This is a genomic window from Martelella sp. HB161492 (genome assembly GCF_013184775.1).
GTDB lineage: Bacteria > Pseudomonadota > Alphaproteobacteria > Rhizobiales > Rhizobiaceae > Martelella.
In genome coordinates, this window is record NZ_JAATVV010000002.1 from 443,516 (window position 1) to 457,618 (window position 14,103).

Consider the following 14,103-nt stretch of genomic DNA (forward strand, 5'->3'; position numbering starts at 1 on the left):
TTGTCCGAACGGAAATGCTCGGCCAGTCCGCAGCGCCCGAAAACACCCATTCGATCGCATCCTGGACCCGCGCCAATCTTCTGGCGACGCCCAAGGATATCGTCCTGACCATCATCGCGATCGCGCTTCTGGTCTGGGCTTTGCCGCCGCTTGTCGACTGGCTGTTCATCAATGCCGCCTGGACCGGAACCGGCCGCGAGGCCTGTGCCACGGTTGCCCAGGGCGGCATCCGGCCTGAAGGCTGGAGCGGCGCGTGCTGGGCCTTTGTCGGCGCCAAGTTCGACCAGATCCTGTTCGGACGCTATCCCGATGCGCAGTTCTGGCGGCCGATACTGGTCTTCGTGCTGTTCACGATCCTGCTGATCCCGATGCTGATGCCCTCGGCGCCGAAAAAGGGCCTGAACGCCGTTCTGCTGTTCTTCGTTCTGCCGATCGTTTCCTTCGTGCTGATCTATGGTGGCTATTTCGGCCTGCCGCGCGTGGAAACCGCCGACTGGGGCGGGCTGATGATCACCTTGATCCTGTCCTTCTTCGGCATCGCCGTATCGCTTCCGCTCGGCATTCTGCTGGCGCTCGGGCGCCGGTCGAAGATGCCGGTGATCAGGATGCTCTCGGTGATCTTCATCGAGGTCGTGCGCGGGGTGCCGCTGATCACCGTTCTGTTCATGGCCAGTGTCATGCTGCCGCTGTTCCTGCCTCAGGGCTGGACCTTCGACAAGTTCCTGCGCGCCGTTATCGGCGTGTCGCTGTTCACCTCAGCCTATATGGCCGAGGTCATCCGCGGTGGATTGCAGGCCATGCCAAAGGGCCAGTTCGAAGGCGCTGCCTCGCTCGGGCTCTCCTACTGGCAGACCATGCGGCTCATCATCCTGCCGCAGGCAATCAAGCTGGTCATTCCGTCGATCGTGAACATCTTCATCTCGATCTTCAAGGACACGTCGTTGGTCTCGATCATCGGCATGTTCGATCTGCTCGGCATCATCAAGTTCAACTTCTCTGATGCCAGCTGGGCTTCGCCCATGACACCGCTCACCGGTCTCGTCTTTGCCGGTTTTGTCTTCTGGCTGTTCTGCTTCGGCATGTCGCGTTATTCCGACTTCATGGAACGCCATCTCGACACCGGACACAAACGATAAGAATTGAAGGGGAAAATCATGGCTGACACGTCCCATGAAAAGAAGATGACCGTTTCGGACACCGATGTCGCGGTCGAACTTATCCATGTTAACAAGTGGTATGGCGACTTCCACGTGCTGCGCGATATCAACCTCAAAGTGATGAATGGCGAGCGTATCGTCATTGCCGGCCCGTCGGGCTCGGGCAAGTCGACGATGATCCGCTGCATCAACCGCCTCGAGGAACATCAGCAGGGCGATATCATCGTCGACAATGTCGAGCTCACCGACGATCTGAAGAAGATCGACGAAGTGCGCCGCGAGGTCGGCATGGTGTTCCAGCACTTCAACCTGTTTCCGCATCTGACGATTCTGGAAAACTGCACCCTGGCGCCGATCTGGGTGCGCAAGATGCCGAAAAAGGAAGCCGAAGAGATTGCGATGCACTATCTGACGCGGGTGAAGATCCCGGATCAGGCCAACAAATATCCCGGCCAGCTTTCCGGCGGTCAGCAGCAGCGTGTGGCCATTGCCCGTTCGCTGTGCATGAACCCGAAGATCATGCTGTTTGACGAGCCGACCTCGGCGCTCGACCCGGAAATGATCAAGGAAGTGCTCGACACCATGGTCTCCCTTGCCGAAGAAGGCATGACCATGCTGTGCGTCACCCATGAAATGGGCTTCGCCCGCCAGGTTGCCAACCGGGTCATCTTCATGGACCAGGGCCAGATCGTCGAGCAGAATTCCCCGGCGGAATTCTTCGACAATCCGCAGCATGAGCGTACCAAGCTTTTCCTGAGCCAGATCCTGCACTGAGACTGTTCGGATGCGAACATGGAGACGGGCCGGAAACGGCCCGTCAGGCTGCTGAAAAACCTCGCCCCTCTTTTCTGGCATCATGGCTGTGCTTGTCACAGGCATGATGCCGACGCGCGTCTGCGCGGCGATAAGGACCTTTTATTCAGTGCCTTATGAAGCTGGATCCCCGTGACAAGCATGGGATGACGACGGAAGGGGCAGCCATTCCACCACTACGAGCCGGCAATCTGAGCGACTTTGTCAGCAGTCGGACGGGCCGGATACGGTCCGTTTTTCTTGATCAGAGCAGGCCGAGCTCAGCCAGTTCGGCGCGCAGCGCCTCCGGCAGTTCCTCACCGCCTTCGCCGATATCAAGGTCGCGCGGGGCTTCCTCACCCTTGAGATAACGCCATCCCTGAAATGGCCGGCGGGGCACCGGTACGGTCTCGATCACCTGCGGCGCAAGAATGAGGTCACAGCGCTCGATCCCCTGCGCGTCCGTGTGGTTGGCGATATCGAGAAGCGTCTGACGGGCGCGGACCTGCCCGCCAATGACCCAGTAGAGCGAACCGCCCTCCAACAGCTCGTCACGCCGCTTTGGCGTCATGCGCGTGGTGTGGACGCTGTGCGGCTCCAGCCCGGCGGCAATCGCCGCCATGGCGCGCTCGGCGACCCATTCGCGTAGGTCCTCGATACCGGTCGCGCCGACGCAGAGTTTAAGGATGTGAAGGCTCATAGTCCTCTTGAACCGCTGATGGCGATCATGGTCAAGCCCCAATTCATGGCCACCTCAGCAATCCACCACATTGACGGCAAGGCCGGCAAGCGAGGTTTCCTTGTAGCGCGCATCCATGTCGCCGCCGGTCTGGCGCATGGTCTCGATACAGTTGTCGAGGGGCACAAAATGGCTGCCATCGCCCTTCAGTGCCAGCGAGGCCGCCGTCACCGCCTTCACCGCGCCCAGCGCATTGCGCTCGATGCAGGGGACCTGAACCAGGCCGGCAACGGGATCACAGGTCATGCCGAGATGGTGTTCCAGCGCAATCTCGGCGGCATTCTCGATCTGCTCGGGCGTGCCGCCCATGGCCGCGGCAAGTCCGGCAGCCGCCATGGCCGAGGCTGAGCCCACCTCCCCCTGACAGCCGACCTCGGCACCCGAAATGGAAGCATTGGTCTTGATGATGCCGCCGATGGCAGCGGCGGTCAGCAGGAAATCGCGGATCGTTTCCCGCCCCATCGGATCGTGAAACTCGCGAAAATAGCGCAACGTGGCCGGGATGACGCCAGCGGCGCCATTGGTGGGCGCCGTCACGACACGCCCGCCCGCCGCGTTTTCCTCATTCACGGCCATGGCAAAGACCGACAGCCAGTCATTGGCCATCATCGGATCGAACTGGTTATGCTGACGGTCATTGAGCAGCCGCTGATAGAGCGTACCGGCGCGGCGCTTCACCCTGAGACCGCCAGGCAGCACGCCCTCGCCCTTCAGCCCCCGGTTGATACAGTCGCTCATGGTCTGACAGAGCCGGTCGAGCCCATCATTGAGGTCTGCCCGGGACATGCGGGCTTCCTCATTGGCCCGCTTCATGCCGGCAATCGTCAGCCCGGATCTGGTGGCCATCTCCAGCATTTCCCGCGCGGAACGAAACGGAAAGGGGATATCCGGCACCGGTGAACCCGACGCCGGATCGGGGCCGTTATTCCGCAGGGCCTCCAGCTCGGTCTCGCTGAGCACGAAGCCACCGCCGATCGAATAATAGGTTCGCCGCAGCAGCACCGCCCCGTTCTGGTCCAGCGCCGAGAAAACCATGCCATTGGCATGGCCCGGCAGGGCGGTCTTGCGGTCAAAGACAAGATCCTCGTTGATGTCGAAGAGGTAGGGTTCATGCCCTGGCGGCATCAGCCGCCGGTTCTCGCGGACGCTGGCAATGATGTCATCCATCAGATCCGGATCGACCGTATCCGGCCGCTCACCGGAAAGGCCGAGGATCACCGCGCGGTCCGTGGCATGGCCGACACCGGTAAAGGCGAGCGAGCCATGCAGGCTGACCGAGAGCCGCGCCACCCGCGCACCAGCCGGGCGCGGCCAGTCTGTCGAGGCAATCAGCTCAAGAAAACGCGCGCCTGCCGACATCGGCCCCATCGTATGGGAGCTGGACGGGCCGATACCAATCTTGAACACCTCGAAAACCGATAGAAACATCGTGCTGCTCCCTGCTCCAAATGCCACGTTTTTCAAAGGTAGCGATGGATTGCGGCAAGACAAGCGCCTGCAACCGACACTGCCTCGGCCAGGGACGACACCCGCCGGCACCGGCGGCATTCACGGCCTGTCAGGCAGAACGAAAACAACGGCGGATCCGAAGGGATCACGCCGTTGCCTTTTATCTGCTCAAGTCTGCTGTTCAGACAGCGACAAAGAGATATACAAGTCCGAGGATGGCGCCAATACCGACCACGGCGCGAATGGTGATGCCCCAGCAGGACCTCTGTACGGTGTCTTCCATGATAACTCCGTTTGTCACTTTCCCATCGGGCAGTGGGAGGTTGCCGCGATGATGGTTACCCCTTTATTAAAATCTGTAACATTTCGCAATCATAAAAAGGCGAAATTGTGTGTCAGTGGCGGGGCACGGCTTGCAATAGACTGTTCTGCCGGGCAAATCTCCCTCAAAAGGCCATACTGGTTAATCAGAGATCAAACCTCACTGATTCGGCCGCGACACAGGGCCCGGAGCCGCAAATGACCAATATCGATGCCCTGGCACTTCTGTTCTTTCTCCTGACCTGGATGGCGTTCGACCGCGTGGTTTCCGGCACATGGCGGCTGACACGGCGCATGAGCCTGAGCGAGGCGATGATGGTTCATCGCAAGCGCTGGATGATCACGTCGCTGTCCCGCGACCTGAAGATGATCGATACCCAGATTCTGTCCGGCCTGCAGAACGGCACCGCATTTTTCGCCTCGACATCGATCTTTGCGATCGGCGGCTGTTTTGCGCTGATGGGGGATGCCGACCGCGCCCAGAGCCTGTTTTCCGATCTGCCAGGCTGGCTTCAGGGCTCGCGGCTTGCCTTTGAAATCAAGGCCGGCGGGCTGGCAGCGATCTTCGGCTATTCCTTTTTCAAGTTCGGCTGGTCCTACCGGCTGTTCAACTACAATACCATCCTCTTTGGCGCGCTGCCGATGATGCGTGACACGGAAATGGACCGCCGACAGGCAGAAGCCGCCGCCGAAAAGGTGGCCGAGGTGAATATTCTCGCCGCGCGCCATTTTAATGCCGGACTTCGCGCGATCTTTCTGTCCATCGGATATCTCGGCTGGTTCCTCAGCCCCTATCTCTTCATCGCCATGACCGCCTTTGTTTTTGCGATCCTGACGCGGCGGCAGTATTTCTCACCGGCGCGCGCGGCAATCGTCGAGGCCATATCTCCCTCAACCTGGACCAGCGAATGACAATTTTGAACGCCCCGAACGCGCTATCGACGAAAAAGACCCAGCGTCCGCGCATCCATATTCTGGATGCGGTCCGCGGCATCGCCCTGATCGCCATGGCGATCTACCATTTCACCTGGGATCTCGATCATTTCGGCTATGTTGAACCGGGCCTTTCGACCCGTGGCGGCTTTGCGATCTTTGCCCATGCCATTGCGGCGAGCTTCCTGTTCATCGCCGGCTACAGCCTCTATATGGCGCATGGCCGGGAATGGCGGATGCGCTCCTTCCTCAAACGCCTCGCCATTCTGATTGTCGCCGGGGCCGCCATCACCGTGGTGTCGATCATCACCACGCCCAACGCCATTATCTATTTCGGCATTCTGCAGGCCATTGCCGTTTCCAGCATCATCGGCCTTGCCTTTGTAAGGCTGCCAGCCCCGATCACCCTTGTCGCCGGCATTGCGGCGATCGCCCTGCCCTTCATCACGCGGCCTGAATTCTTCGATCCACGCTATCTGGCCTGGATCACGATGCCGGCCCACCCCCCGGTCTCGAATGATTATGTTCCGCTTCTGCCCTGGATCGGCCCCTTCCTGATCGGCATTGCCGCAAGCCGTGTCACGCTGCCATGGCTGAAGACAGCCTCGCTCTGGCCACAGCGCGAAAACGGCTTCACCTTTCTCGGCCGGCACAGCCTGATTTTCTACCTGCTGCATCAGCCAGTGCTTTTCGGGCTGGTCTATATTGCCACGCTGTTCGTGCAGCCGGACCTCGGCCCGGCCTATCTTTCCGGCTGCCAGACCGCCTGCGAAGCTAGCGACAGCGCCGCCTTCTGCACCTCCTACTGCAGCTGCACACGCGACAAACTGGAAGAGGCCAAGCTCCTGACCCCGCTGATGCGCGACGAGACGACCGATGGCGATGCCATCCGCCTGAACCAGATCGCAATGATGTGCAGTGTCAACTGATGCGCTAAGCACCCGGCGGCGGCTGCAAAGGGCCATTGGCGGGATTGTCGCCTACCCGCTATGACTATGCCAAGGATGGCGGTCGGGACCGGTCTCCTGACCGGTGACAGGATGCCTCTGCCGATCTGACCGGATCACGGTCTAGGCCGGGCCTTGTCAGGTGCCGACGCCGATTTCGGCGAGCCGGGTAAGGAAGGTCTCCTCGGCATTATCGAGTTCCTGGAGAATGTCATCAATGTCACGGCGCTTCTGCCTGAGATCGTTGCGGCGCGTCTCGATCATCTTGAGGCTCGCCTTAAGCTGGTCCATTTCGCTTGGCGGCTGCTTCAGGAGGTCAAGAACTTCGCGGATTTCGGCAATGGTCAGACCGATACGCCGGCTTCTCAGGATGTCCTTGATCAGGCGCCGCTCGTTCTCGCCGTATAGACGGGTGCGTCCCCGCCGCTCCGGCTGCAGCAATCCCTCATCCTCGTAAAACCGGAGCGTGCGCGTGGAGACATCAAATTCGCGCGTCAGCTCCGTGATCGAGTAATACTTCTTGTTCACCTGAACCCCATCCAAAAGTCATGAAAAATCTAATATAATCAATATAATAAATGACTCGCAAAACAAATCAAATATGAAACCACCACGTCGCGATTCCGAGGAAGGAAAAAAATCCGCAGACATCGGTGATCGTGGTCACGAAGACCGCCGATGATGTCGCCGGATCTGCGCCGAACCGATCGAGTACAAGCGGCACCAATATGCCGGCCATTGCAGCCGCGAACATATTGATAATCATGGCCGCCGCCACGACGCCCCCCAGTTGTGGACTGTTGAACCAGAAGCCGGCCGCAATTGCAATCAGGATCGCGAATGCGAAGCCGTTGAACAATCCGACGCCCGCCTCACGACGGATGATGCGCCCTGCATTGTAGATGTCGAGATCGCGCGTCGCCAGCGCCCGCACGGCTACGGTCATGGTCTGGGTTCCGGCATTGCCGCCCATGGAGGCGACGATCGGCATCAGCACCGCCAATGCGATCATCTGCGCAATGGAATCGTCAAACAGGCCGATGACACTGGCCGAGAGAAAGGCGGTCGCAAGATTGATCAGCAACCAGCCGAAGCGCGAGCGCACGGCGGCACGAATATTGTCCGACAGCTCTTCGTCACCGACACCGGCCAGACGCTTGATATCTTCATCCGCTTCCTCATGGATAACGTCAACGACGTCGTCAATGGTCAGCACACCGACAAGACGGCCATTGTCGTCAACCACAGCGGCAGAGAGAAGGTCATATTGCTCAAAGACCTGCGCGGCCTCTTCCTGGTCCATTTCGGCGGGCACCGGATGGTTGGTTTCCCGCATGATGGTCTCGATCTTGACATTCCGCTTGGTGCGCAGAATCCGGTCGAGATCGACCGCACCGAGAAGCCGAAAGGTCGGATCAACGACAAAGATCTGCGAGAAGCTGTGCGGCAGATCATCATCTTCGCGCATGTAGTCGATGGTCTGACCGACCGTCCAGAAAGGCGGAACGGCGACAAACTCGGTCTGCATGCGCCGACCGGCGGAACTTTCGGGATAATCCAGGGACCGGGTCAGCCGGATCCGCTCGGTAAAGGGCAGCCGCGCCAGAATCTCGTCGCGATCAGCATCCTCGAGGTCCTCGAGAATATAGACGGCGTCGTCCGAATCCAGCGTACCAAGCGCGGTGGCGATCTTGTCGTTCGGCAAGGCTTCGATGATCTCGAGGCGGATTGCCTCGTCGACCTCGGTCAGCGCCGTCATGTCGAAATCGTCACCGAGAAGGCTGACCAGTCCCGGACGCAGGTCTGAATCGAGTGATTCCAGCAGGTCGCCAAGTTCCGACTCGTGCAGCCGGGCAACATTCAGGCGCAGAAATTCGACATTCTGCGTCTCAATGGCATGCTCGATCTCTTCGAGGAAATCGGAGCGTACCACACCTTCGTCATTGTAAATGTCGACCAACGGTTCGCGCTGTTCGGTCTGGCTGAACGGATCATTGCCGAGCTCTGTCATGCCGAAGCCCTCAATCTTATTGGAGCACGGCGGACGCCGGCTCTTTAGGTTGTGATCGTCGTTACCCTCGCGCGCCAATCGGGCTCTTTTGAGCAAGCCCGGCGAACTGCGTGACTAGCTAGCGCAATAGATGGCTCAGGTCCAGCGCGTCCGCACGGCAATTCTGGCGCCTGCGACGTTATTCCGCTCAGCTTCGGCAAAATTGATTTCCGACAGTTTCATATTGAAAAACAGCAACTGAAGGCGCAAACCGGACCCATAAAAGGAATTCAGCCCGGAAGAAGACAATGGCAAACAGCACAAAAGCACATAAGGGATCGAAGGCAGCTGGCGGCTGGCCCGCTTTATTGGCCTCCGGCAAACACCTTGTTGCAAGCGGAGCGCCACTGGCCGGCATTCACGCCCTTTCCAAGGCCAATCAGGCTGACGGGTTTGATTGTCCGGGCTGCGCCTGGGGTGACCCCGAACACGGGTCGTCCTTCGAATTCTGCGAAAACGGCGTCAAGGCGGTCTCCTGGGAGGCAACCGAACGGCGCAGCGGCCCTTCCCTGTTCGAACAGCACAGCGTGGCTGAACTGTCCGGCTGGAGCGACTATGATCTCGAAAATCATGGCCGCCTGACAAAACCCATGCGCTACAATGCCGAGCGTGACCGCTATGAGCCGGTCAGCTGGGAGGACGCTTTCGCCGGCATTGCCGAGCGGCTGAACGCCCTTGAAAGCCCCGATCAGGCAGAATTCTACACCTCCGGCCGTGCCAGCAATGAAGCGGCTTTCGTCTATCAGCTGTTTGCCCGCATCTTCGGCACCAACAATATGCCGGACTGTTCCAATATGTGCCATGAGGCGAGCGGCGTCGGCCTGAAACAGGCCATCGGCATTGGCAAGGGCACCGTCCGGCTGGAAGATTTCGAGCAAGCGGATGCGATTTTCGTCGTCGGTCAGAACCCCGGCACCAATCACCCGCGCATGCTCGGAGACCTGCGGCGCGCGGCCGATCGCGGCGCCCGGATCGTCGTCTTCAACACGCTGCGCGAACGCGGGCTCGAGCGCTTTGCCGATCCGCAACGCAAAATGGAGATGATCCGCAACGGCTCGGCCCCGATTGCCAGCGACTATTACCAGCCGAACCTTGGCGGCGACATGGCCGTGTTCCGCGGCATGGCAAAGGCTGTCCTTGCGAAAGACCGCCAGGCACGCGCTGCCGGCAGCCCCCCCATTCTCGATGACGCCTTCATCGCCGAACACACGGCCGGCCTTGATCCCTACATCGCCATGGTCGATGCGACGGAATGGCATGATATCGAAGATCAGGCCGGCTTGTCGCGGACAGAGATCGAACAGGCTGCGGAAATCTACATGGCATCCGAACGGGTGATCTGCACCTGGGCCATGGGCATCACCCAGCATCAGCATTCGGTGATCACGATCCGCGAAATTGCGTCCTTCATGATGCTGAGGGGCAATATCGGCAGACCCGGCGCGGGTCTCTGCCCCGTTCGTGGTCATTCCAATGTGCAGGGTGACCGCACGATGGGCATCAACGAGAAACCGCCAGCGGCCTTTCTCGATGCGCTGGAGCGGGTCTTTGGCTTTGCCCCGCCGCGCGAGCACGGCAACAGCACGATTGGCGCAATCGGCGCCATGCTTTCGGGCGAAGCGCGTGCCTTTATCGGTCTTGGCGGCAATTTCGCCCGCGCCGTTCCGGACAGCGGCCTGATCGCAGACGCCTTGCGCGGCCTTGATCTGACCGTCCATATCGCAACCAAACTCAATGCCAGCCACACCATGCCGGGCCGCCATGCCTATATTCTGCCCTGCCTCGGGCGCACGGAGATCGACGAGAATGCCGAGGGCCGTTCGCAACTGGTGACGGTGGAGGATTCGATGAGCATGGTGCACGGATCGGCAGGAATCAACAAGCCGGCATCACCCGAATTGCGCTCCGAAGTCGCAATCATCGCCGGCATTGCCGAAGCCACCATCGGCAGTCATGTCGTCGACTTTCCGGCGCTGGCACAGGATTATGACCGGATTCGTGACCTGATCGAAAAGACCATTCCGGGCTTTGATGGATTCAATGCAAGGGTCCGCAAGCCGCGCGGCTTCTATCTCGGCAATGCCGCCGGTGAACGCCGTTTCGAGACCACCACCGGCAAGGCCAATTTCAATGACCGGCCGCTTCCTGACGAAACCGTTTTTCAGGCCCGCAGAAACGGTCATAACCGTTTCGTGCTCCAGACCATGCGCAGCCACGACCAGTACAACACGACCATCTATGGCATGGACGACCGCTATCGCGGCGTCTATGGCGAGCGCAAAGTCATTTTCATCAATCCGGATGATATCAGCCGCCTTGGCGCATCGTCCGGCGACCTCATTGATATCGTCGGTCCCGAGGAGGACGGGGTGAGGCGGATTGCCGAAGGCTTCAGGCTGATCAGCTATGATATTCCACGCGGCTGCATTGCAGGCTATTTTCCCGAGCTGAATGTGCTGGTGCCACTCGCAAGCGTCGGGGAACTGAGCGAGACGCCAACCTCCAAATCCATTCCGGTAACGCTGAACCGGCGGATTGCGCAGTCTGCGGCATGAGTGCGACGGAAACCGCTGCCGATTGGCTGGCACTGGCCACCGAACTGATGCCGCAGGAGCGCTTCGTCAACGATCCCCTGGCGGCCTGCATTCTGGCCCTTGCACTTCTTGATGACGCCCGCGACAGCCGCACGGCAGCGCGAAAGCTCGAGACGGGCCATGCCCTCATCTTGCGCAGTCTCGTGACGCTGGAGCAGGAACCGGCCCTGATCGCGATCGACCGCCGGGATCAACGGACCATGCGAAGTTTTTACCATGTAACAGAACAGGCACTGGCCTTGCACAACCTGATCCACAGGTGATAACGTCGCAAATCTATGAATTCGCGATAATTTTGGACTTTGGCATAGAACGTTACAGTGGGTTTCCGCTTGCAGGGCCATTGAGGCACGGCGCGAGAACCAGCTCCATTTCGAGTTAGCCCACGCCTCGTCACCGTTGCCGGGCAATAAATGTTAAACCGGTGAGCAGGACCCGCTTCTCGAGCCTCGACCGACAGATCGCCTTCGGGAGCATGAATGGCGGAACAAAGCAAAGATTTGCCAAGGCACGCAGTCAATATCAAAGCCTTTATCCTTGTCGCGGTGTTCTTTTTCGCCGCACTGGGAACAGGCATCTATTTTGCTGACAGCTTCATTCGCTCGACCATTGAACACACATACCGTCAGCAGACCCTGATGCGGCTGAAGGGCTTTTCAACGGCACTGAAAAGCACCGTCGAAAACATCGACCGGATGGGATCGGTCATCAACCAGACGCTGGCCATCAGTCCATCGACAGCCAAGGTGGCGGCCCGAGCCTACCTTACCCGGCTGGACTGGCTCGAGACGGCAATCCTTCATGATGCCGCCGGACAGACCATCGTCGTCAGCGACCGGCAGCCCGATCCCGCCGGACAGCTTCCCTCTGCCGTCGTCAGCGGTGAGGATCGCGCCATTTCGGGTCCGATCACGCTCAATGACGGGCGCAAGGTGCTGGTGTTTCACTTTCGCGACGGTCTGGTGGAGACCGATCTTGTCACCGACCTTCAGGAACTGCTTGGCGAGGTCGGCCTGATTGAATTCGAGAGCGACTTCAATTTTGCCATTCAGGCCGATCTTCTCAAGGCCAGCAACAAACACCTGCTGATCAGCCGCAGTGGCATTGATGATGGCAGTGCCGTCATCAATGATATCGACATTGCCGGAAATCATTGGACCCTTTCGGCCAGCCCGAAGACCGGGTGGGCGAGAGCCAACGACTGGCGCGAAACGATCCGGATCGCCATGATTCTGGTGGCTCTATCCTATCTGGTACCGGTTGCACTTCTGTTCCTGCTGTTGCGATCGCGCGCGCGCGGTCGCCGGGAGATCGAGACGAACCGGCGTGAGATCAATGCCTTGTCGCAAAGGCTTGCCGTAGCGCTCGAGGCATCGAATATCGGCATGTGGGAACAGGACATGGATACCGGCGACCAGATCTGGGACGACCGGTTGCAGGAGATCTATGGCCTCAAGGGCAGCGGCGCGCGGCACAGTTATGCCGACTGGCTGTCGCGCATTCACCCGGAGGACCGCAAGCTCTACGAAGATGTCGGCTTTCGCGGCAGCTCGAAGCAGAACGGTTATCAACGGCAGTTCCGCATCATCACGCCGGACGGCAAGATCAAGGTCATGCGTTCGGCCAGCAACAGCTTCCACGATGCCGACGGCAAGCTGAAGATTGTCGGCATAAACTGGGACGTTACCGCCGATTTCATGCTGCAGCAGGAACTGGCCAGCTCCAAGGCGACAGCGGAGGCGCGCAATGCCGAACTGGAGCGGGCACGGCGCGAGATGGAGGATATTGCCCTTCACGACGCACTGACCGGCATCGCCAATCGCAGCCACTTCGAGCGACGTCTCGACGAGCTGCAGAAAGCCGGGCCGCTGCCGCGTGATGCGACAATCATGCTGATCGACCTCGACGGCTTCAAGACGATCAACGACACGATGGGGCATTTCTTCGGCGACGAGGTTTTGAAATATGCTGCAGACGTATTCGCTCAGGCGATCGAGCCGACTGATTTCCTTGCCCGAACCGGCGGCGATGAATTCGTCATCCTGATGCAGCATGACGGCCACGCCAACACGCTGGCAAACCAGATCATAACCCGTTTCAACATGCCGGTCACGATCGGTCGCCGCGCCTGCCGGATCGGCGCCAGCATCGGCATTGCGCGGGCGCGTGACGGTGAAGACACGGCCGGTCAGCTGCTGATCAAGGCCGATCTGGCGCTTTACGAGGCCAAGCGTCGCGGACGCGGCCAGATCGCCCACTATTCCGAAGCGCTGATGCGGGAAACCGTCGAAACAAAGCTGGTCGCGGATGAACTGCTCGAGGCCCTCGAAAACGGCCAGATCGTCCCCTATTACCAGCCGCTCTTTGATGCCGAGACAGGCGCTCTGGCCGGCGTCGAGGCGCTGGCGCGCTGGGAGCACCCGGTGCATGGCCTGCTGATGCCCGACCGCTTCCTGGAGACCGCAGAGCGGATTGGCACGATCAAGAAGGTCGATCTGTGCATTTTCGAACGGGCGCTGGAAGACGTTGCCGAATGGAACGCGAATGAAATTCAGGTTCCGGCAATTTCGGTCAATATTTCGGCCCAGCGTCTTTCCGACCCGGAGCTGATGGTTGAGCTTTCCCGGCGGCCGAAGCCTAAGGCGGAACTGCATTTCGAACTGCTGGAATCGATTCCCTTCGATCAGGAAGATGATGAACTGACCGAAACGCTGAATGCGCTTCGCGCCCTCGGCACCGCGATCGACATCGATGATTTTGGCTCCGGCTATGCCTCGCTGGTCGGCTTGCTCAACGTTCGTCCCAACCGGCTCAAGATCGCGCGCCAGCTTGTCCAGCCGATCCTGGTGTCGGAAGAACGCAGGCGCGTGGTGCAGACAATCATTGGCATTGGCCGTTCGCTCGGCATCGATGTCGTCGCCGAGGGTGTCGAGAGCATGGCGCATGCCGAAATGCTGCGCGACCTCGGCTGCAGCAAGCTGCAGGGCCACGCTTTCGCCCGCGCCATGTCTCGCGAGGCCTTCACGACCTATATCGCAGAAAAGGCATGGCAGAAGCGCTGAGCCGATGACGGTGACGGGCAATCCTCAGCGCCTGCCCTGCCCCGGCCTGACCTGCGCCC

Annotated in this window: 11 protein-coding genes; 7 read left to right on the top strand and 4 right to left on the bottom strand. The window is 59.8% G+C overall.

Annotation, left to right across the window (positions count from 1 at the left end):
* Positions 1-14 precede the first annotated feature (14 nt).
* Positions 15-1,136, top strand: coding sequence for an amino acid ABC transporter permease (locus HCK86_RS04935; RefSeq protein ID WP_246739472.1), 1,122 nt, complete (start codon positions 15-17; stop codon positions 1,134-1,136).
* Positions 1,137-1,154: 18 nt separating this feature from the next.
* On the top strand, positions 1,155-1,931 hold the full coding sequence (locus HCK86_RS04940; RefSeq protein ID WP_176083347.1) for an amino acid ABC transporter ATP-binding protein: 777 nt from the start codon (positions 1,155-1,157) through the stop codon (positions 1,929-1,931).
* A 283-nt stretch (positions 1,932-2,214) separates the two neighbouring features.
* On the opposite strand, the gene HCK86_RS04945 is transcribed toward HCK86_RS04940, so the two are convergent.
* Complete coding sequence (locus HCK86_RS04945; protein WP_176083348.1) at positions 2,215-2,649, bottom strand: DUF1489 family protein; 435 nt, start codon at positions 2,647-2,649, stop codon at positions 2,215-2,217.
* A 54-nt stretch (positions 2,650-2,703) separates the two neighbouring features.
* Positions 2,704-4,116: an L-serine ammonia-lyase gene (locus tag HCK86_RS04950; protein ID WP_176083349.1), complete on the bottom strand. Its 1,413-nt coding sequence runs from the start codon at positions 4,114-4,116 to the stop codon at positions 2,704-2,706.
* Between the two features lie 540 nt (positions 4,117-4,656).
* Between HCK86_RS04950 and HCK86_RS04955 the strand changes: the two genes are divergently transcribed.
* Both HCK86_RS04955 and HCK86_RS04960 read left to right on the top strand, forming a co-directional pair.
* Positions 4,657-5,370, top strand: a complete 714-nt coding sequence (locus tag HCK86_RS04955) for a DUF599 family protein (protein WP_176083350.1) — start codon at positions 4,657-4,659, stop codon at positions 5,368-5,370.
* Positions 5,367-6,320, top strand: coding sequence for a heparan-alpha-glucosaminide N-acetyltransferase (locus tag HCK86_RS04960; RefSeq protein WP_176083351.1), 954 nt, complete (start codon positions 5,367-5,369; stop codon positions 6,318-6,320). The genes HCK86_RS04955 and HCK86_RS04960 overlap by 4 nt, the downstream gene beginning before the upstream one ends.
* Positions 6,321-6,476: 156 nt before the next feature.
* On the opposite strand, the gene HCK86_RS04965 is transcribed toward HCK86_RS04960, so the two are convergent.
* Together HCK86_RS04965 and mgtE are read right to left on the bottom strand one after the other, a co-directional pair.
* The gene (locus tag HCK86_RS04965; protein WP_176083352.1) at positions 6,477-6,866 is read right to left on the bottom strand and encodes a MerR family DNA-binding transcriptional regulator; all 390 of its coding nucleotides are present in this window, start codon (positions 6,864-6,866) and stop codon (positions 6,477-6,479) included.
* A 67-nt stretch (positions 6,867-6,933) separates the two neighbouring features.
* The gene (gene mgtE / locus HCK86_RS04970) at positions 6,934-8,349 is read right to left on the bottom strand and encodes a magnesium transporter (RefSeq protein WP_176083353.1); all 1,416 of its coding nucleotides are present in this window, start codon (positions 8,347-8,349) and stop codon (positions 6,934-6,936) included.
* A 287-nt stretch (positions 8,350-8,636) separates the two neighbouring features.
* Here mgtE and HCK86_RS04975 point away from each other — a divergent pair, with 287 nt between their 5' ends.
* The 3 genes from HCK86_RS04975 to HCK86_RS04985 all read left to right on the top strand — a co-directional run bounded on the left by HCK86_RS04975 (position 8,637) and on the right by HCK86_RS04985 (position 14,044).
* Positions 8,637-10,943 carry an FdhF/YdeP family oxidoreductase gene (locus HCK86_RS04975; protein ID WP_176083354.1) on the top strand — a complete coding sequence of 769 codons (2,307 nt, stop codon included), beginning with the start codon at positions 8,637-8,639 and terminating at the stop codon, positions 10,941-10,943.
* Positions 10,940-11,245 carry a hypothetical protein gene (locus HCK86_RS04980; protein WP_176083355.1) on the top strand — a complete coding sequence of 102 codons (306 nt, stop codon included), beginning with the start codon at positions 10,940-10,942 and terminating at the stop codon, positions 11,243-11,245. Before HCK86_RS04975 ends, HCK86_RS04980 begins: the two co-directional genes overlap by 4 nt.
* Before the next feature lie 216 nt (positions 11,246-11,461).
* Complete coding sequence (locus tag HCK86_RS04985) at positions 11,462-14,044, top strand: GGDEF domain-containing phosphodiesterase (protein ID WP_176083356.1); 2,583 nt, start codon at positions 11,462-11,464, stop codon at positions 14,042-14,044.
* The last annotated feature ends 59 nt before the right edge of the window (positions 14,045-14,103 follow it).